This is a genomic window from Corynebacterium riegelii (assembly GCF_001263755.1).
GTDB classification, from domain to species: domain Bacteria; phylum Actinomycetota; class Actinomycetes; order Mycobacteriales; family Mycobacteriaceae; genus Corynebacterium; species Corynebacterium riegelii.
The window spans coordinates 2,111,949-2,132,563 of sequence record NZ_CP012342.1 but is presented as its reverse complement, the minus strand read 5'-3'; the positions used below and the strand labels follow the sequence as shown (position 1 = coordinate 2,132,563).

General features: G+C 58.8%; 12 protein-coding genes and 1 pseudogene. 5 read left to right on the top strand and 8 right to left on the bottom strand.

Annotation, left to right across the window (positions count from 1 at the left end; translation table 11 throughout):
• The first annotated feature begins 6 nt into the window (after positions 1–6).
• The 4 genes from AK829_RS10205 (at position 7) to AK829_RS10190 (ending at position 4,047) form a co-directional block, all read left to right on the top strand.
• Positions 7–1,167, top strand: coding sequence for a DUF3322 domain-containing protein (locus AK829_RS10205; RefSeq protein WP_052205730.1), 1,161 nt, complete (start codon positions 7–9; stop codon positions 1,165–1,167).
• A 471-nt stretch (positions 1,168–1,638) separates the two neighbouring features.
• Positions 1,639–1,776 (top strand): hypothetical protein, encoded by a 138-nt coding sequence (locus tag AK829_RS12585; protein ID WP_157045353.1) that lies wholly within the window; start codon positions 1,639–1,641, stop codon positions 1,774–1,776.
• Between the two features lie 641 nt (positions 1,777–2,417).
• Positions 2,418–3,185, top strand: coding sequence for a HipA family kinase (locus AK829_RS12580; RefSeq protein ID WP_157045352.1), 768 nt, complete (start codon positions 2,418–2,420; stop codon positions 3,183–3,185).
• A 10-nt stretch (positions 3,186–3,195) separates the two neighbouring features.
• Positions 3,196–4,047 carry a hypothetical protein gene (locus AK829_RS10190; protein WP_052205727.1) on the top strand — a complete coding sequence of 284 codons (852 nt, stop codon included), beginning with the start codon at positions 3,196–3,198 and terminating at the stop codon, positions 4,045–4,047.
• Between the two features lie 8 nt (positions 4,048–4,055).
• On the opposite strand, the gene AK829_RS10185 is transcribed toward AK829_RS10190, so the two are convergent.
• The 5 genes from AK829_RS10185 to AK829_RS10165 all read right to left on the bottom strand — a co-directional run bounded on the left by AK829_RS10185 (position 4,056) and on the right by AK829_RS10165 (position 16,118).
• Complete coding sequence (locus AK829_RS10185) at positions 4,056–4,406, bottom strand: DUF2200 family protein (RefSeq protein ID WP_052205726.1); 351 nt, start codon at positions 4,404–4,406, stop codon at positions 4,056–4,058.
• Between the two features lie 327 nt (positions 4,407–4,733).
• Positions 4,734–5,840 (bottom strand): FAD-dependent monooxygenase, encoded by a 1,107-nt coding sequence (locus AK829_RS10180; protein WP_052205725.1) that lies wholly within the window; start codon positions 5,838–5,840, stop codon positions 4,734–4,736.
• Positions 5,841–6,065: 225 nt separating this feature from the next.
• Positions 6,066–8,459, bottom strand: a complete 2,394-nt coding sequence (locus tag AK829_RS10175) for a 3'-5' exonuclease (RefSeq protein ID WP_232305728.1) — start codon at positions 8,457–8,459, stop codon at positions 6,066–6,068.
• 3 nt (positions 8,460–8,462) lie between these two features.
• Positions 8,463–14,810 (bottom strand): DEAD/DEAH box helicase, encoded by a 6,348-nt coding sequence (locus tag AK829_RS10170; RefSeq protein ID WP_052205724.1) that lies wholly within the window; start codon positions 14,808–14,810, stop codon positions 8,463–8,465.
• Between the two features lie 63 nt (positions 14,811–14,873).
• Positions 14,874–16,118: an Abi family protein gene (locus AK829_RS10165; RefSeq protein ID WP_232305818.1), complete on the bottom strand. Its 1,245-nt coding sequence runs from the start codon at positions 16,116–16,118 to the stop codon at positions 14,874–14,876.
• Between the two features lie 285 nt (positions 16,119–16,403).
• Between AK829_RS10165 and AK829_RS10160 the strand changes: the two genes are divergently transcribed.
• The gene (locus AK829_RS10160) at positions 16,404–17,630 is read left to right on the top strand and encodes an IS1249 family transposase (protein ID WP_083439789.1); all 1,227 of its coding nucleotides are present in this window, start codon (positions 16,404–16,406) and stop codon (positions 17,628–17,630) included.
• 877 nt (positions 17,631–18,507) lie between these two features.
• On the opposite strand, the pseudogene AK829_RS12575 reads toward AK829_RS10160, so the two are convergent.
• The 3 genes and pseudogenes from AK829_RS12575 to AK829_RS10145 all read right to left on the bottom strand — a co-directional run.
• Positions 18,508–19,422 (bottom strand): annotated as a pseudogene (locus tag AK829_RS12575) (IS3 family transposase); the annotation flags it as partial.
• Positions 19,416–19,670 (bottom strand): transposase, encoded by a 255-nt coding sequence (locus tag AK829_RS10150; RefSeq protein WP_232305817.1) that lies wholly within the window; start codon positions 19,668–19,670, stop codon positions 19,416–19,418. The gene AK829_RS10150 and the pseudogene AK829_RS12575, both read right to left, overlap by 7 nt.
• A 337-nt stretch (positions 19,671–20,007) precedes the next feature.
• Positions 20,008–20,589 carry an NADPH-dependent FMN reductase gene (locus AK829_RS10145; protein ID WP_022862715.1) on the bottom strand — a complete coding sequence of 194 codons (582 nt, stop codon included), beginning with the start codon at positions 20,587–20,589 and terminating at the stop codon, positions 20,008–20,010.
• Between the last annotated feature and the right edge of the window lie 26 nt (positions 20,590–20,615).

The window sequence follows — 20,615 nt, the reverse complement described above, 5'->3', positions numbered from 1 at the left end:
TTTCTGATGCGTTTACCCGACCAGCTTCCGTTGCGCCTTGACATTGAGCGTGCGCTTTTGGGTTCGGCGCTGCCCGAGTCGATCCCGCTGCACCCGCCAACCGCGAAGAAAGTGCTAGCGGAGCCCTTAGTGGCAACCGAGTTCGTTCGCGCCTGGCAGGCATATGAGCCCCAGGTGGAGGTGGAGTGGGTTACTCGCCGCTGGGCGCACCTAGGGCAGCAGCGGGTCCCGGCGCGTGTGCATATTGGCAGTTGGGAGCGGGTTGCGGAGCTCACCGGGCAGTCTTCAGCGTTGGCGTTGGCGCGCTCCCGGTTTGCTGAACTTGTGGGATTGTTCCCGTGTTCGCCGGGCTTCCCCGGCTTTCGTGTGACCGTTGCGCGCACTCACTCCACTTGGCTGTCGCTGGACAATTTGGACTTCACCCGCCTTACCAACACTCTGACCTGGATGTATACGCACCCCGCTTCCGGTCTGCGCCCGCGCGCCGTGCCCGTTGAAGGCGTTGACACCAAATGGGTCGAGAGCCACCAGAGCCTCCTGTTGCGTTTGCTCAAGCCGCTCGGTCTGGCCACTTTGGGCCTTTCGCTTACCGACGCCACCCTCCGCCTCCGCTTCCTCGACCCCTCTTTGGCCCCCACACCGAATCTTCTTGACATCGCAGTTCCGTTTAACGCCTTGCCGCTTCCTTTGGGCCTGACGGTTGTGATTGTGGAGAACAAAGAGACGTTCCTTGCGCTGCCGCAAGCGCCTGTTGGTTCTAACGCCGTGTTGGTGTTCGGCGCGGGCTACAGCGGAGCGCAATTAGCTTCCCTTGACTGGGTCCGCGGCGGCAAGGTGCTGTACTGGGGCGATGCGGATGCGGATGGCTACGCCATTCTGAACGCACTGCGCAGCCACATGAGCGCCGGTGCTGATGGCGCCAGCGGTGCGGACGCTGAATTCGGCTGTGTTGAAAGCGTTGCGATGGATAGCGTGACCGTTGCGAAGTTTCTGCACCTATCAGTTGATGATCCCGGCGACGCCACCCGACACCTACCTTTCCTTACCGAGGAGGAAGAAAACGCGCGACGCCTCCTGATCACACGCGGCAACCGGAGGCTTGAGCAGGAGCGAGTGTCGCTTGAGTGGGCGCTCGCGCAGGAAGCATTCACTGCGATCTGGGGTTGAGGTCGGCTGGAGTTTTGGGCTGTGTGGTGCTGGGGGCCGGGGTGCTGGAGGAGCTTTTTGGAATTGTGGCAGCATGTTGCCAAACCGGGGATAGTTGCATTGGCTGACAGGTGATTGTCAGGTTCGGGGACTAAGCGGGAGATCCTGGATCGGGCCGGGCTACTGGGAGCGGATCTGGGTGTGTGCCTCGGACGCATCCCTGGGTGCGCCACTAGCAGACAATGATTTTGGGCCGGCGCTTGTACAGGTCGATTGTCTCTACTCACCGCGATTTTTGCGTTGTGTGCTAGTGCGCCAGATGACAACTGGGAGCATGGGCAGGTTCAAGGTCGCGAGTGATGCTCACGAGAAGGCACAAACAACCAAATTTATGGCCGTAAGTTTGGCGGTTTGCCGGAAAGGGCGAAGATCTTTGGAATCTATTTCCCTGTTTTGCAGAGGGTGGCGTCCGAGCGTCATACGATGTCACTCATGAAAAAGAAGACTGACGCCAGCAGCGAAGCCGGAAGCGTCATCGGACTTCTTGTCATCGGCGCTATCCTCCTCGGACTGTATGGGTTCTTCAGCCCGTACAACCCCAACGGTGCGTTGGCGAACGCTGCACGGTAGTTGCTTGTAGCTGTTTAGAGTGCAGATGCGTGAGCTGCTTTAACACTTTTTAGCACTTTATTGCCACTTTGTGTTTACACTTTACAACCTTGCCTACCTGCATCTTTTCCACTTTTAAACTTGCCAAATAGGCAATTTTGCAAGTTTAAGTTGCACTTTGCGCGCTAACTTTTGCACTTTTCCTAGCTTTGCAGTTTCGGTTTTGCAGTTTGCGGTTAATGCTAGGCCCTGTCATCGGGTAGGCCTACGGGGCAACGGAGGTGCGGGTGGGCTGTGTCAGGGTTAGCGCTTGATGCGGGTGGTTCCTCAAAGCAATTGCGGCGAATATCTGCCAAACCGGGGATAGTTGCCGCAATAGGCCCGAAACTGTGAGCCCGCTGCCAGCCGTGGCAGCTATCCCCGGTTTGGCAACATGCTGCCGCAATCCAAAAAAGCTCTACCCGAGGTCCGAGGAATCAGAACCATGCTTTCCAGAGTGTGGTTGTGTCAAATAGGCATTCGCCCTGTGCGGTGAACTGCTGAGGTTTGCGGGAGGTGTGTCAGTGTCTTTCCACAATGGCCGATAACGGCCATACTTAGCGACTATCGTTTATGGAGAATGCACGACAAGTGAATGGCACCGGCTGTAAGGGGGAGTTTATTTGCAAAACGATACACCGAGACCAGCGATAGTTTCGGTTACAAAGACTGCGAATACCGGAACCCGTCCATTCCTTGCACTTACAGATTCCGGTGACTACTACTGGTGCAAGCAACTGCAGAACGATCATGGGCCACAATCCACAATTAATGAGGTTGTTTGTTCAGTCATCGGAGATGCCTTAGGAGCACCAGTCGCGCCTTGGGCACTCGTTGATGTTCCGCCCGAACTTGTAGGAACGCCTACCCCGCCTGGGCAGGCTGGCGTAACCAACATAGTTCAAAGCTTGCCGGTTTTTGGGTCGAAGCTATTTCACTTCGCGGACATTTGGGATGCTTCCGAAAAAATTCGTTTCACACGTCGAGACGGCAATGAGGAGAGGATTCCCCGACTGATTGCCTTGTGGATACTCTGCAACGCCAAAGACCTGCAGGTTATTCATGACACCTCAGATGACATGCGTATTTATTCCGTCGACCACGGGATGTGGTTCGGGTCCGACGAGTCTTTGTGGGTATTAGCCCCGTCATCAGAGCTCTATGGGCGAACCGAGATTGGCCACCCTCAACAAGCTATCCCCAAACATTTCTGGTGTGAAGCATTGGATGCGGTTGCCTCGTTGAGTCCGGATCTCAAAGTGGACGTTCTGTGTGCAATTCCTGAAGAATGGGAGGTCCCACACCATCAGGTAGAAATTTTGGTGCAATACTGCTTAGACCGCCGTGAGTACACCATCGAGCGGCTTCGGCAAGAGATGCTGCACGTTTGAAGGAGGTGCTATGAAATTCCGCTACTGGACGCTGACTCTCCAGCATGACCCGTCGTTATTAGACCGGCAGGGGATCGGCGTTGTTGCAGAGGGCGAAGACGGCGCCTCAGCGGCGCGAATCATTTCAACCGGCGACCTCCGCACCAACGGCATGTCAGACGCAGCCAAAACGGCAGCACGTACAGTTCTGGATACGCTTCGCGAAGAATTGACCCCCCTCGTTTCTGATCAGCCAATTCTCCAGTTCGGACCTAGCACGGAGATCCGCACTTTCCTGAACACCGCAAATCAGCGTTGGAATAACTTTGTGGAGGTTCAAAGTGATCGCACTTTGGCCGTCGATATGGAGCTCGGCGAAGTCGTTGACTACTTGTTCAGCATGTATATCCGCAGCACACCTGCGTCCCACAAGACTCCGCAGCAAAGACTCCAAGAAAAAGTGTGGCGCGCATACGAAGGCGTTCCACAGGTCGCTGCCTTGCTGCGTCGCCAACCGACCACAACGTTTGCTGGTGTGAACGTCCGAACGGATCTTGCTCTGATTGATGACAACGAGGTTAAAGAGCTGGTCCGAACCGTTCCGTTCAACATCGATCCTGACCCGAGGCGGCTCCAAGGCGTAGACGCCTGGACCATGCGAGTGTTCAACCTACGGAAGAACGGTGGCCAACTCGACTCCCGGGGCGAGTCCATCACGCTTCCGAACAACGTTCCCGTTTCAGTCATCTATGCACCGCCCAATACACGAGAACAATACGAAACCTTTGACCTGATCACTCAAAACTGGTCGGATTTTCAGATCGAATCCGTCTCTGCCCTTCATGCAAAAGAGCATGTGTTGGCGTTGGCTGAACGCATTTAGCACTTGATTTAGCACTTGATGTGGGTGGGGGATTTGCCGCGGGCGATTTCGTCGATAAGCAAGTCCATCCTGCGGATCTTTTGCATCAACACATCTTCAACCTCCTGGACCCGCACGCCACACACCGTGCCCGTGATCAGGTCCGTGTTGGGGTGGAGGGAGATCTGGCTGAGGAAGTCTCGTAGCGACAAGTCATGGGCGGCCTCCAGCGCATCCGAATCGAGGCCGGTGAACCACCCGAGGATGTCATCCAGATCCTCGCGCGTGTGGCCTTTGCACTCCACTTTGGCCAGATAGTTGGCGTAAATGTCGCCGAAGCGGTAGTTGAATACGCGCTCAAGTTTCGCCTGCTCGTCCATGGGTGGGCTCCTTTGTTGGTGTCGGTGGTGTGGCCGCTTTCGTGGTTGGTGCCATCTATACCGCAGAGCGATTGCGGCGAATATCTGCCAAACCGGGGATAGTTGCCGCAATAGGCCCGAAACTGTGGGCCAGCTGCCAGCCGTGGCAGATATCCCCGGTTTGGCAACATGCTGCCGCAATTCAAAAAAGCACTACCCGTGGTCCGGAGGCCAGAGTCCGGAGACCTAGGCCAGAGTCCGAGGTCCGAAGGTCTCCCATGCCCTACGGCAAAAACCGACCTCTGCGGGTGCCCAACGACACCCAAGGTCACTCAACGAATCCCACACTCACTCCACACGCCAGCTCGCGAGTTTTGCCACCGGCATAGCCAGTAGCGCATTAGGCACGCACCACAGCATTGTGTTACGGAACCGCGTTACCAACGGACCGCCAGCATGCAGGGCTTTCCCGATGGTGCGGGACTGGTGGGCGAAGGTTTGGGTACGTGGGCGTCGTGAAGCATCAAAGGCTCCCAACGCTTTATTGAGATCAGCATGTTTGGCCAGCTGCGCCACAAGCACCGCCGCATCCTCCAACGCCTGGCAGGCGCCTTGGCCCAGGTTAGGGGTCATGGCATGCGCGGCGTCTCCAATCAACACAACCTTGCCGCGTGTGTAGGTGTTCAGATCACCCGCGAGTTCACGGATTGGCAGAAACTGTGGTTCTTCCTCTGCGGTAGCAATCAACTCGGCGATGGGGGAGTGCCAGGACTCAAACTGCGAAAGTGGCTGTTCGTCGGGGCTTTGAGACTGGACAGCGAACCAATACACGCGGTCATCATGCAGCGGGACAATGCCAAACCGCTTCTTCACCCCAAGGCTTTCCGACGCCATGACCGCGCCTTCCGAAGGCTTTGGGCTGATGCCTCGCCACGTACCGTAGCCTGCGTCTTCGATTCCCGGGTCCTCCGGCCACGCCGCGCGCACAGCACTGCGGATTCCATCCGCCCCAACAATCAGGTCAAAGGTATGGGTTTTTCCATCTTTGGTGGTCAGGGCACCTTTTTGCTTATCGACGCCCACCACCTCCACCCCAACCCTCAACCCCGCACCCTCAGCGTGCCTTTTCAGTATCGCGTGGAGTTCCGCCCGATCCAAAGCGAGCGACTGCGTAGTGATTTCTGGCGCGATCTTGGACAACCACCTGCCGTTTTGAGAGCGTTGCCCGCCGTAAAGCTTGGGTTGTGCTTGCTGTAGTGCTCGGAAATCCTCACCGCAGCCGAGGTAGTCCAATGCGGTCAGTGCGTTCGGCCCAAGCGTGATGCCGGAGCCACCTGCGCGGATCTTAGAGTCCGCCTCAAAAATAGTGACGTCGTGCCCACGCTTGAGCAGGCCGCCCGCTACCGCCAATCCTGCGATGCCTGCGCCAACAACCGCAATTTCCATAGTTGCCATTATTGTCGTGCGCTTTCGTTGATGCGCAGGCCCTCCCCGCGGAACAATTGCGGCGAATATCTGCCAAACCGGGGATAGTTGCCGCAATAGGCCCGAAACTGTGAGCCCGCTGCCAGCCGTGGCAGATATCCCCGGTTTGGCAACATGCTGCCGCAATTCACAAAAGCTCTACCTGAGGTCCGGAGGCCAGGGTCCCGAGAGCCACCCGAGGCCCGAGGCCAACGCCTATGGCAGATTCGGCGGCAGCAACTCGGAGGGTTCACCGGTGGAGGTGATGACCAGTTCGTCGCGGGCCCTTGAAGCAGCCACGTATAGCAAGGAACGTTCGCGTTGGAGGGCCTCGCGGGCGTCTTCCTCAGAAAGGTCCTTGAGACGGAAGCGCAACGGCATCAATTCCTTGCCCACACCCATGAGCAAGACGTGGGTAAATTCCATGCCTTTGGCGCCGTGCATGGTCATCACGGACACCTGCTCAGGCGTAGCACGCTCGGCGTTGCGGGTGGCCACAGCGTCAATGCCGTGGTCCGCAAGACCGGAGACAACGCGGGAGATCTGACCGCGCGTACGGCACATCACGCCAATATGCACGTCGCGCTCCGAGTCCATCCACTTAGAAATGAAGTGGGCGGCAACGTCGAATTCTTGCGCCTCGGAATTCACACGCACAAGGTACGGATCCGGTCCTGTGCGGGCGGAGCGGTAGCCGCGGACGGAGTCGTTATCGCCTTCGCCATCCAGGTACGCCAGGCCGTCTTCACCAAGCAGGATGCGCAGCGCATATTCCAAGTTCTGCTTGGTGGTGCGGTAGTTCAGGGTGAGGCGTTGAGAGCGGCCTCGCGTAGCAATGCCAAAACGTGACAAGGTCAGCGGTTGGCCGTAGATGCGCTGGTGGGAGTCCTCCGCAATAAAGACGTCGTTGGGGCCGGTTGCAACGCAGGCACGCAGGAATCGCCAGTGGCCGACGTTGAAATCCTGAGCCTCATCAACCACCACGTGATCAAACGTGTACCCGCCGCCGTTTTCCACGCGCACGTTCAACACTTCGGCGCCAACGGCGCTCATGGTGGGCCAGAACAACTGCCCGTCCACCGCTTGGGTTTGCATGACGGATTCCATAACCGCCCACACCAGCTTGCGCTGCTTCCGGTTTAGCGGCGTGCCGCGGCCGGTGCGTGCGATCTTGAGGTATTCCGCAAGCGACGTCACCTGTCCGGCAAGGACCACGCCCTCGTACTCCTGCTGCAGGAACGTGAGGTTTGCAATGGAGCGAGGCAGGTCATCGCTGGCGGCTTCCAGTGCGGTCTCCCAGACCTGTTCAGCGTCGCGCTCAAGGTAGGGGCGCACGCGCGGCGCACCCAGGCCCAGGACGCGTTTGGTGGCGGCCTCCACTTCGTGTGGTGCGGCGGACGTCAACACCTGGCGTACCGCGGCGTCCACGTTGTCCACCCAAATACCGGGCTGACCAAGTGACTCCGCCGCAGGGTGATGCGGGTTCAACGTATCCAGCTGGTGTTTCAGCCCCTGCGCAAGACCTTTGGTGTAAGTGGTTAGCAGGATGCGCGGCGCCTTCTCACCGGCGGGCTGGTTCGACACCTCCCGGCGCGCCAGGTTGTTCGCGCGGTGCACGGCAACCACGGTCTTGCCGGTGCCGGCGCCACCGAAGACACGCGCGGAGCCGTTGCGTGCGCCTTCCGCCATGCGGCGTTGCTCTGGGTGGATGAACACACGCCACTGGTCGAAATCGCCAAGACTGATCACGGCGCGTAGGGATTCGGTATCCACGTCATCCACGTAGGCGAAGTCCAGTTCGGCTGCGGGTTGGCGCAGGCCGGCAAGCAGGAGTGTGTCTTCGTCGGCACCGGATTGTTCCACCGCGCCGGGCTCTAGCTTCTTCAGTCCCAGGGAGTCGCGCACTTCGTCGACGGTGTAGCCGGCTACAAGGCCGAGGATGGCGTCGTGTTCCCAGGTCGGCCGGGCGTTCAGAAGCAACTGAAGCTCTGCCTCAGACTCGGCGCGCCACACAGCCTTCAGCAGCGCCTGGTCCACACCGAGCTCTTCGTACAGGCTGGCCGGGGTGTAGCCGTTGTGCTCCATCTCGGTGCGCGGCGGGGCCTTTGGCTTCTCTGCGACGACCGCATCCACCCCATCCGCCTCCGAAAGGTGTCGCGCCTGCTCTTGCTGCTTTGCGGCCAGCTTCTCGGCGGCTTCGGCTGCGGCTTTCGCCTTGGCCTCGGAGGTGCTCTCGGCAGCAGCCGTGTCAGCGGCGGGTGCGTCTTCCTGGATGAGCTGGGTCAGGCCGTTGACGGGGTTGACAGTCAGGCGAAGGCGCGCAGGGTCGAGGCGTTCGGCTTTGGCGTTGCCTTCGTCGTGGGAGTCAACGTCGACGAGGACGAAGTGGTGCGTTTCTGCGTCGCGAATCTCAAAGAGCACCGCACGGAACTGGTCATTGACGCGGCCGGTGCGCACGCGCTTGTCCACCGCGTTGCTAAGCGTCTTGATGCGCAGCGACGGGTTGGTGGGATCTTCTGCAAGCTTCTGCAGGAAGTTCATGACGGGTTTGTGCAGCGCCCCGTCTAAACGCAGGCCGCTGTAGAAGCTAAACGTCACCATCTGTGTCATGTGTTAATCACCCTTACCCAGCAACGCTGCCGGAATTGTTTGCTCGCTGAGTGTATCTGGATACATCAACGTCCAACCCTGATCACGCAGGGTGTCCTCGGCTTGTGCGTAGGACGCGTCATGCTGCATCAGCAGTGCAATCTTGCGATCTGGCCAGGATACGGCGGTGGGCAGCGAACCCACTTCCTCACCAATGTCTTCGGTGGCTTCCGCACCGGCTCGCGCCAGCAGTTGCAGGGCGGCGAGCACTCTGGATTCGTCCTCAAACTCCTCGATCGCTTCGGCCCAGGCCTCGGGGACCTCGTCGGCCACAGCGTCGGCATCCGGGGATACCGCTGCAGGAACCTCGGCCGGCTCCACAGCAACCGCGCCCTCATCTTCCGCGGTGGTGGCAATGAGCACAGGAGCATCGGAGAGCCACCAGATGTTGGCAAAACGCAGGAAGTCGCGCCAGTTCTCATCAGTAATGGAACCGGCGTTGGGTGCCTCCACGTAGGCGCGCTTGGGGTGCAGCTGCTGCTCCAAAAACGCGCAGCGCAGATGGATCTGGTCGCGGAAGGTCACATGCGCACCGCCCGGGATGCTGCGTGCCTTTGACTTGCCAATAAGCAGTCGCATCAGCGCCTGGTCAGCCATGCGGTACGTGGCCTTCTCCGGCCCGGCCAAGTACTCCAACAGTTGGGAGACGGGGGAGGAGGTGAGAAACTTCCAGGCCTCGTTACCAAAGCCCTCATAGCTAGGGAATTTCTTTATCTTCGCCCACGCCGGCTTCTGGTCAACCTGCTTTTGCTCGTCTTCAAACCAGGTGATGTCTGCATCCGTAACGTTCCATGGCAACCAGGACTCCTCATAGTGCAGACGGTTGCGCTTGGCCATGTCATCCGGGAAGCGGTAGTGCGCTTGGCTGATGTGGAACGCCGCGCCATCCGTAAACACCGCCACCGGGCGCACGTTTGCCTTGGTGCGGTGGGTAAACAAGAAGTCTGGCTTGGTGTAGCCCTTGTCCACCTGCTCACGCATCTTCCACTCCTCACCGTCAGTGAAGGTGATCAGCCATTCCACCTGGCCAGCGTTGGGGATGTCCTTGACGGTGGCGTGGCGGTTTTCCAGCGCCTGGCGCAGGATCTCGCGGAAGCGGACCTCCAGGTTGGAGGCGCTATCGCGCACCGGTGCTTCGGTTTGGGTCTCCCAGGTCACGCTTAACGGGTCAAGGTCTGCGGCCGGGTGGTCTTGGTCGGCCAAGATGGCCCGCAAGACACGCTCCGCCGCGGCACGTGAAGTGACCTCCAGCTGGCTTCCCTGCGTGTACGGCAACAGGCAGTCCGGGCAGGCTAGGCGCTCATCGCCCGCACATGAGCAGTTCTTCACGCGGGTGAACGCCTTCTCCAGGAGTCGGCGTACATCTTCAGGCGAGGCGAACTGGGAAAGGTAGCCGGTACCGCCAGGCACGCTGTCATGCATCAACAACGCATCAACGGTGTCGCCCTTGTCATCCGGCACACGCACCGTGACCACGCTGAGGTGCTCCGGCTCACCGCCCAAATCTTCCTTGAAGCCAAGCTTGATCGCCGCGGTCAAACTCGGGATGGTGGAGTTATCGCCCGCGGTCAGCTGCACCGGAACGTGCAGCAGCACGCCCTGGGTTTGCAGCGTGCGTGATAGCGCCACGGTCACGGTCTCTTCCTCGCTGGCGTTGCGCTTCGGGCACCACGGCCTGTGGTCCCACTTGGAGTTAGACCCCTTCTGGGAATCTAGGTGCCCGCAGTAGTTGCACACCGTGAACAGGGGAGCGTCCGTTTCCCGGTTGGCGTAGATCCTCTTTGCACTGGGGCCGCGGCCCAGGTTGAACCAGCTCAAGTTCACGTAGCGCAGGTACTGCGCACCAAAGCCGAGGGAGGTGAACCATCGGCCGCCGTGTCCGCCTTCGGGTACGGCGAAGCTCAGGGTGGTGATGTAGTTGAGGCGGGTGCGTTCTTCATGGGTGCCGTCGATAAGCGATCTAGCCCTATCAACCTCCGCCGAGACCCTTCGCATGCGAACCGAATCCAGCACTTGGCCCTTGTCAGCAAAGCCGGCGTCGCCGCAGACCGGACAGGCGGCAGGCGTTGCGCCTTCGGTGACGCGCTCGCCATAGGAGCAGGCGCGGCAGAGGCGCCACTGCTCAATGTCGCCGCCGTTGTGGCCCATCTCCACCGCATCCACGGTGGCTGCGATGCCGCGGGCGTAGAAGGTGTTGCCCGGCGCGAGCTCCATCAGCGCCGAGGACACGCCGCGGGAGAGCTCGAAGGTTTCCGGATCAATCTGCAGCGTGGACGGGTTGAGTTGGGAGACCACCACGGCAAGCTCCACCGAATCATCCAGAAGCGTGAAGTTTGGCAGCAAGCCGTAGCGCTCCATGGAGGAAATCCAGTATTCCTTAAGCAGGATCTCGCTGATGTCGCGCTGTGTGCGCTTGAGCGCCGCCTTGGTGCTGCGCTTCTCACGCTCCAGCTCCGCATCGGCGTTTTCGGTGCCCGCATTCGGGTCCGCCTTGGCCTCCAGCTGGATCATCCGGTCCTGCAGTACGTCGAAGCGCGCGGTCATCATCTTCACTTCGCTGTCCCACAGCTCTTGGGTGCGCTTGAGCTCACCAACCAAAGACTCCGGCCCAAGGCCCGTGGCCCACTCGCGAACACCGGTAAGCGACACCTCATCCACCGCATCATCAACAGTGGCTAGGTACGCATCTACGCGCTCGTCTACGCCCGCGGCGATGTCTTCTGCCAGCACCTCTACAAGAGACCTGCGCTTGGTGCTGAACACGCTAGTTGCGTCCTTCACCTGCAGGCCCTCCGCGGCGAAGTCCAACGTGTCCACCAAATACGCGGTGATCTGCCGGTGCAGGATCTCGGTGGCGGACAAAAACGCCGCCGGCGGTACAACGGATCCCGCGATCATGGACAGCGGTTTGTTCAGCTTGGGCAGTGTCGTGCCGCGGCCTTGCACAAACGCCAGCACCAGCGAGTTGCCGGTCAAACGCCCGGCGCGCCCCACACGCTGCACGTAGTTGGCAACAGACTTGGGCAGAGACGCCAGCATGACGGTAGACAGGTCTCCAATATCAATACCCATCTCCAGCGTTGGTGTTGCCACCAGCACATTCGGCGCGTTCGGTGCGGTTTCCGCGCCGCGGAATGTGCGCTCCAGCGCCAGGCGTTCATCCTTGGGTATCAGCCCGGTGTGCTCGCGCGCGACCACCGCTCGCGGGGTGGTGGAGGTGTACAGCCGTGAGTAGTAGTTCGGCTCAATGTCCGTAGGCTCCAGCTCACCCAGGCAGCCAGGCGTTGGGCACGGCATCCCGGCAAGCAGGGGGCTTGTTTGCTTATCTGCGCCCAACGTTCCATGACACACCCCACACCTTAGGGAGCGCGCGTGGTTTTCAAACCGCACCACCACCTGTTTCGGTTTGAGTGCGTAGATGGTGCCACCCGTGCCGGTGGTGATCGCCTCCATGACACCGGCGTTGGCGAGTTCCTTAAACACGTTGGTAAGCGCAGTGGTGGCGTCATGGGTGGAAATGCCCAACATTTTCGACGTCCAGCGTGCGTAGCGCCCGCGCGGGCTGCCAAGCGGGGTGATGCCGCGATCTTTTTCATCTAGCGCGGCGCCTGCGCGTGGGAACTCCGGCGCGCCACCCTTGGGAAAGCTCGGTACGCCTTCCGCTTTGGCAAAACGGTTGTGCAGGCGCCAAGAGTTGGCGTCATCCTGCAGGTACTTCTGCAAAAGCGTCGTGGTGATGCCGCCGCGCTCACGCACCTGCTCTAGAAGCCCACGCATCCACCGCAACCGAACCTCTGGCGAGGACGCGTCCTTGAGCTCAAACAGGCCAGCATCAACCTTGCGCAGCGCCGCCTCCGCAGCATCCAACAGCACCTGGTCTTCAACCTGCACCGACGATGCCAACGCACCCGTGGACACCAAGGAGCGCGGCAAGTGCGCACGCTGACCAAACTCCAGCGCCGCATCAAGCTCCAGGCGGTTGAGCACCGCCGTGGTTGCGCGCCTGCGCTCCGCATCGGGGGCATCCTTCATCCAAAACGGTGCAAACGTTGGGGTCTCTGCAAGCTCCGGCGGCAGCAGCTCGAAGCGGGCGCGCGCCGGGTCCGCGTCCGCGTCCGCCTGCTGGAGGATGCGGTGCGGCAGCGTTGCTACGGTCACCTCACCCCCCTCATCCAACCCCGCACGTGTGACCACACTGCGCATCAACGTACGAATGCCAAAGGCACGCGCACGCGACTGCACAAAGCCTGCGCGGTGTGCTGCATCCTGCACCGAGTCCGCGAAGACCAGGGTCTTCTTCTCGTTCTGGTCCAGCTCCGGCATGCCGAAGAGGTTGGACAGGCCAACTGAGAGCAGCGTTGCCACGCGTGAACCGATGTAGCGGATCGTGTCCGTACCACCACAGGACGGGCAGACCTGGTCGCGCGCGTAATCCTCCGCGCCAAGACCGGAGTAGGTCAGCACCGGCACCGATTTACCTTCCGCCAGGTCTTCCTCGCTGGGGTCCGCGGTGCTTAAGCTCCGGGTTTCGGTGTGGAACCACATCATGGTGCGCTTGCCTTCGTCATCACTCATGGCAGACCACGGCACGCCTTCGGCGGTGGCGCGGCGGTGCTCCGTCGTGGCGTCGATAAGCGGCCTGGTCCTCTCACGGGCATTGAATGACGCATGGCGGATCTCGGCACCGTTGAGCACCACTGCATCGGTGCCCGGTTCCATCGCGGCCATCCACCCGGCGCGTCCGCACTCACGGCAGTAGATGGCGGGCAGCCACACCCCGGCTTCGTCCCAGACCAGGTGGCCGTCATCGGCGAAGCGGAAGATGTCTCCGGTGTCATTGGGGGTTACGGTGCGCTCAATGCGGGAGACTTCACGCAGCCACAGGTGCGTTTCCACGCCCGGCAGGCGCTTGCCCTCAAAGCGGTACTTCTCGCCGGCTTTCGCGCGCAGGTGCGCCACCGCGGTGAGCAGGTGGGTAATGAATTCACGGGCCACTTCGGTGCCTAAAGAGCGCTCTACAATCGGGCCCAGCACCAACAGCGGCAGGGTGTCTTCCTGCTCGCCTTCACGGTTGATCAGCGGCTTTGCCGTGTTTGCTTGCTCCAGCAGCGCTTGGGTCAGCGGGTGTACCGCGTACGCCGCGATGGTTTCTTCCAGGCTCTCACCTGCGCCCCACAGCTGGGTACGAAACACGTCCAGCACCACATCCGCGTGGTCGCGACCCGAGGTGTCTTGCTGGATGGTTTCCACCACGGTGCGCAGCTGCTCAATGTCCGGGTACGGCTGCACCGGGTGCGCACCGTAGGCTTCCGCGAGTTCTGCCACCCAGTCCTGGTAGCTCAGCGTGCGCTCGCCCACCACGGCGTCTGGCGTGAACGTTTCACCAAAGATGGTGGCCGCGAAGTTCAGCACCTTCTCCTGGTCGCCCTCACCGCCCAGGGTTGCGGACGTTGCCACCGGCGTGACCCTGCCAAGCGGGTTTTGTTCGTACTCGCCCAAAAACCCTTCCGGCTGGTGGGTTTTGAGCATGAGTCCTAGTCTGCGCAGCAACAGCGCCACATCTGTGCCCTGCGCACCGTCATACGTGTGGAACTCATCCAACACCAGGTACTGCAACGATGTTGCGGATTTCTCCCAGATCTCACGGTCTGCCGGGCGAAGCAGCAGCTGGTCCAACATCTTGTAGTTAGTCAACAGGATGTCTGGGGGGTTGAGCCGCATCTCATCTGGATTATTGATCAGCGAGTGCTCAGTTACCTTCTTTACGTTGCCCTTAGCCTCACCCGTGTAGATGCCGGCTGTGACACCGGCCAGGCCTGGCTCGCTAGTGATCAGCTTGGCCAGGCGATCTGCCTGGTCATTGGCCAGTGCGTTCATGGGGTAGAGCAGCAGCGCCTTTACGCCGGTGCGGCCTTGTGCGCGTGTGCGTGCTGCGTGGTCCAGCACGGGGTACAGGAAGGATTCCGTCTTACCGGAGCCGGTGCCTGTGATCACGAGCGTTGCTTGTGGACGCCTCTCCCCACCACCGTCCGAACTCCTCAACCTCCGGAACGCTTCTGCCTGGTGGTGGTACGGCGTGAAGGCAAAGCGGGTGGGCATCCAGTCCAAGATGCCGTCCCACCCCAGGGCACGCGCGTAGGGCAGACGCACCCGCACGTACGGGCCGTGAAACATACCCCGCTCTGTGTCTTCCAAAAACGCTTTGAGGGCGTTGGACGTCTCCGGGTTCTTCAGCGAAAACGCGGTGGCGAGGTACTCGGACACACCATCAAGGACGTGCTCCGATGCGTGGACGGGAATGAGGGTGGACACGGGAACAACTCTAATCAGGCTTCACGGCCGACATAGCAACCTGACACAGCCGTCCGAAGACACTCAATTGGCAACCAACTTTTGTGCTGCCTCGAAGACAAGCTCCGGTGATTCCTTCACTTTCTTCATAGGTGCCACACCAAGCCCTGGGATACTTTGCCCGTTGGCCCACCAATCTTGAACAAGCTGTATGCCATGCGTGCTTCCAACGAACTTGGTAATAAGGATTTCGTTTACATTTCCAACATTGGAATCAATACCAGTGAGATCCTCATTGAATTGGAAAACCGGATAGTATTTCGTCCCTCCGACCTCGTGGAGGAAGATTCCCTTCCTGTCCCTCAGATACCTCAGGAAATCCTTCTTCCCCTTCTCGTTCCTATCAGGAAAGACGGTCTCAAGCAGTCTGGCCTGCGTAACGCATTCAACCTGGTTCACGCAGTCAATAAGAAGGCAGGCTTCTAGATCAGGTGGAACCGCACCGTTCCATATTGGCCGCTCCCTCCAATCCACCGGAAAGCCCATTGCGTGCATTGGAATATTGCTTTGGTGCGTATAAGCCTCAATAAGCTCCAACATTTCATCCGACCACTGAGAATCCGGATAGACCCGAGTAAATATGAAACGGATAGCTGCGATCGTTTTATAGAGCTTGTGCGGCAAAGTCTTAAAGTCCGACAGACCATCAATTGCCCCTTTGGGTGCTGCTAGCGTCGTGTCAAACACCTTGTTCCAAACCCGCCCATAGTGAGCACAAACGTTACGGAGATAACGGAAGTGGTTCAGCCAGCTTGAAAAGGTTGCTTGATCGCCTTTTCCATCTGGGTTCACAATCCCAGCCCGAGCGGCGATAAGCGCCCTGTCTTCTTCGTGCAGCAGATCAAAGAGCCTGCAGATAGTACCCAAAGTCATGATTTCCGTAGCCGCCCATACTGGGAGGTGTGGCCCATATTTGCTGCGGAAGTGTTGAACGAAATCTCCCTGACTTCGCCGCTCTTCACGCGAATAATCCGCAATCCATTCAATATGTTTGGACTGCTTAATAACCTTTTGAGATGCTGTCCATATAGATACGTTTTTACGCAAATGGACAGGGATTCTGTGCGCAAACGGGTGGTAGAAACCAAGCCGGTTACTTAGCTGTGATCTCAACCAGACTTCGATCATTTCGAGACCTTCGATCAGCTTGTTTCGCATCAGCTCGTCGAACCGATAGAGGTCAACCACTTGAGCAAAAGTTGTACCTTCACGAAATGCACCGTTGGTTTTGAAAAAGTACGCGTACCCCGCGAAGCGAAAGTAACCGATTTTTCTTAAAGTTGCTTTTGCTAACTCGTAGTCTTCAATGTCCAGTCCGTGACCGTATAACTTCGCCAGCTGCTCATCAACGAAAAAATATGGTTTCGCGTAACTACTTAGCCGATATCCGGGTTAAGTGACAAAATGTGTGCTTTTTCGGCTAAGGATTCCCGGTACTGCCTGGGGATACGGCGGGATAATGCTCGATGAATCGGGATTGAAGGCCCTGGGATTGATGCTCCACCACTCCAGCCATGAGATGTGCTAGGGACACAGGCTGTTAAACCAGCCTGCATGCCAACTCAACACAGAAAGAGAAAACGCAATAGACCCCTGTGCCCGGCATGTCAGCACTCCAGCACAAAAATGGGCACCACCTCCAGCGGAAAACAGCGATGGCGCTGCACACACTGCGGGTACACCTTCACCAACCCCAACTCGGCTAAGACCAACGCATACCGGTTTGCCATCTTCATCGACTGGATCACCGGCCAGCGCCCCCTCGATGCTGTGGCTGCTGCACACAACGTCTCCAGGCGCACACTTATCCGTTGGTTTACCTATTTCTGGTTCATCATCGTCCCGTGCAAACCAGACCCGTACCGCGTCTACGACCAGCTGTTTATTGACGGCACCTACTTCCACAAAAAATGCCTGCTTGTCGCTGCAACCAGCGACCACGTCGTCGCCTGGCACTGGTGCACACGAGAAACCGCCTACGACTACGCCAAACTCTTCGACCTGATCGCCGAACCCCTAGTCGTGACCACAGACGGCTCCGGTGGCGCAAACAAGGCCATCAAACAATGCTGGCCAAACGCCTCTATCCAACGCTGCCTCGTCCACGTACGCCGCGACACCATCAAAGACACCACACGCCAACCAACACTTACCGCCCACAAAGCACTACTACGCCTCGGCAACCAGCTAACCCACATCACCACCCGTGACCAGGCAATTGACTGGGCACTTCGCCTCAACCGCTTTCACGACCACTACGGCGACTGGCTCAAAGACCGCACCTACCGCAACCAAGTCGCCGCCGAAAAGATCCCAAAACACGTTCGCGACAACCAGCAATGGTGGTACACCCACCCCAGAGCCCGCAGAGCCTACCGCCGATTCGAGCGCCTCTACCAACAAGGCCACCTCTTCGTCTGGCTCAACCCACCAAAACACACCACAACCGAGCTAAAGACCACCACAAACAGCCTGGAAGGCGGCATAAACGCACAACTGAAACACCTTGCCCGAGCCCACCGCGGCACATTTGACGAACACCAACGAATCATCATGGACTGGTGGCTCTATCTGCACACCCAGCACCACGATGACCCGCTGGCACTAGCAATCGAGCAAGACTTCGGCCGCAAAGGCTACGCACACGCCCGCCAGGCACACATGCGTCAACGCGACCAAGCCAACTCACCCGACGGCCGGCCGAAAGTCTACGACACCGGCATCGACACCGACTTCAACCCCTCCTGGGCCATCCGACACGGCTGGGCAGGACGAACATAACCCCAGCACAGCACCCCGGGCCCGGCCCATTCCAACCCCCAAAAAAGCACACATTTTGTCACTTAAGTCGACACGCCGAGAAAAGCACACATTTTGTCGCTTAACCCCGATATCCTCTTAACGTTTTTTCATCCACACATATAAAACTAGCCGCCTTCCCATACGGAAAGGTCGGCTAGTCGTAATGAGTTCGAGGCTACTCCCTGAGGCAGCGTTGCACAAGCCACAACGATCACGTTACCCCCGGGGGATGTCGCTTTGTTCAATGTCCGACACCCCTCCCAAGCATCTAGCACCTACATCAGACTGACAAAGAGTAACTGCCTCGGCTGATAGTTCCAGGATGTTCGCCACCTTGGGTACACCTGCTGCTTCACACCTTGGCGCACGTGGCGGCGACCCGCTCGGGGCGTGGAATTGTCAGATCCAGCTAGTTGGTACTGATTCGGGCAAGACGAAAAGACGCTACCCGAACCGTTCGTGTCACAAGTTTAGGTTTCACACTCACAGCTGATACGTTGTCGCAGTGTCGCAGCAGCGATCAGAGTTGTTAAGCAATCAACAAAACGCCCGCACATCTGCCAGGTACAGGTCCTGAAGAAACTCCATGCCTGCTGGATCTGTTTGCGACCGGAGATAGAGCAGCAGGGTCGTGACTATCTGGTAGCGCTTAGCGAGTATTTGGTAGCAGTTGAAGACTTCTGGGACCCCCCCCTTGCAGTACCAGGTACGCGGAACACCGATACCAACGACGCGTACTCGCGGTACCAACTGCCTTAATCGCCACCGACAATTGCCGACACACCCATATAGGTAAATGGTGTGGGCTGTGTCAAATTTTGTGGACGGGTAAACCCGTTGTGTTTGGTTGTGGGGGTTAGGCTGCGGCGGTGTGTGTGTCGGCGCAGCGGGTTTTGAATTGGCTCATTGCTTCGGCGGGGATCAGCCCGGTGGTGGAGTGGATGCGGCGGCGGTTGTAGTACGCCTCGATCCAGTGTCCGACTTCGTAGCGGGCGTCGAACTTCGACGCGAACTGCTTCTTTTCGTACAGCAGATGCAGCTTCAACGTGGAAAACATCGACTCCGCAACCGCGTTGTCCCAGCACACACCGACCGCGCCGGTGCTTAAACGCACATCGAGTTTCTTGGCTGTTTGCGCGAACTGCTTCGAGGTGTACTGCGAGCCGCGGTCGGAGTGAAACACCGCGTTGCCCGCGACGAAACCGGCCGCGTGCGCCATGGTCAGCGCGTCGACGACAAGTTGCGCACTCATCCGGTCTGCGATCTGCCACCCGACAACCATCCGTGTGCTCAGATCGATCACGACGGCCAGATACATCCACCCCTGCGCGGTGCGCAGGTAGGTGATGTCGCCGCACAGATAGGTTGTCGGCATCGCTGGGTAGAAACGGCGCCGAAGCAGATCAGCACGTGCGCTCGCCTGCGGGTCTTGGATCGTGGTGCGTTTAAACGCGCGACGGTACTTGGTGTGCAGCGTGTTGTCAGCCATGATCTTTCGCACCGCATACAGCGTGGTTGCAACGTTTTGGGCCTGAAGCTGCCGGTAGATAGTGCGCGCCCCGGCAAAACCGTTGTGCTCGTTGAAGATATCGATAACCAGATCGGCAATCGCCGCGCGTTTCGCCCGCGGTGTGCCACCGGCCGGCGGAGTATCTCTACGCTTGCGCCAAGCGTAATAGCCGGAGCTAGATACTTCCAACACACGGCACATCATTGACACTGGGTAGCAGGGGCAGGGGTTGCCTTCTTCGTGGAAGTGGGCAATTACCGCGAAGAGGTCCTCGTGGTGTGCTCCGTGGCGAAGAAGGCGGCCGCTTTTTTTAAAAACTCGTTTTCACGCTCGAGCTCTTTGATCCGCTTTGCCATCTCTGCCGGGTCCTGCGACGCGGCATCAGCAGCGCGCATGTGGCTGCCGGAACCAGTACCCAAGGTGCCTTCGGCTTTGTCCACCCAGCGTCCCAACGACGAGGACGACACCCCGTACTCCTGGGCCACGGCACCACGGGTCTTGCCGAACATCAACACCTCATCAATGCACTGCTGACGAAACTGATCCGAATACTTACGTGGCATGATTTAATCCTTCCAGATCGGTGGGTTTCACCGTCCACCGGAATCATGACACCCCAGTAGCGGCCTAACAGGATGTCGCCAGGGTCAGTGTCCAGCGACAGCGCTAAAACCGCTCTAATTCAGCGAAAATCGAAGAATTAGAGCGGTGTTTTTTGAAGCGTCCTGGGTTCAGATTCAGGTAACTCAAGGATGAGTGTGAATCCGGGGTTTGTGTCTTTGAGAAGGCCCTTTAGACGCCTTCAAGTACTTCGTAGAGGGCGGTGGCTAGGGTTAGTCGCCGTCGCTAGCTGTGCTTGGCTGTTAATGTCATGTCGACCAACTGCAGGAAGCGTATAACGTAGTCTTTGACAAAGCCTGCGGTGCCTTCATTGAGATGGCCGGAGTCTTCGAAGAGGGTGGGGGATTGGCCAAGGAATACCTCGGGCTGACCAGGAAGCGGCATATCGAAGTAGGACAGGGCGAGCCGGAGGTTCTTCTGTGAACTGTAGCCGCCCATGCGGCCTACAGAGTGACTGATGATACCTGCGGGAAGGTTCTTCCAAGCCACATCCGAGTTGGGCTTGGAACCGATGTCCACTGCATTCTTGAGACAGGCAGGGATAGTACGGTTATTTTCCGGGGTAACAAAGAGGACGCCGCTCGAGTTCTTGATGGTGTCGCGGAAAGTGGTGTACTCAGCTGGAATGGGCTTGTCCGTGACCGAGGGGTCATCGTAGTCGAAGTCATAGAGCGGCAAGTCACGGATTTCAACGATGTCTGCCTGGTAGTTTTCAGGGATCATTGTGAGCACTTCGTGTGCAATCTTGCGCGCAAATGAGCCGCGGCGAAGGCTGCCGACGATAACACTAATGCGTGGGGTGGTCATAGGAAGTCCTTTCTTCTTAGTTGGGC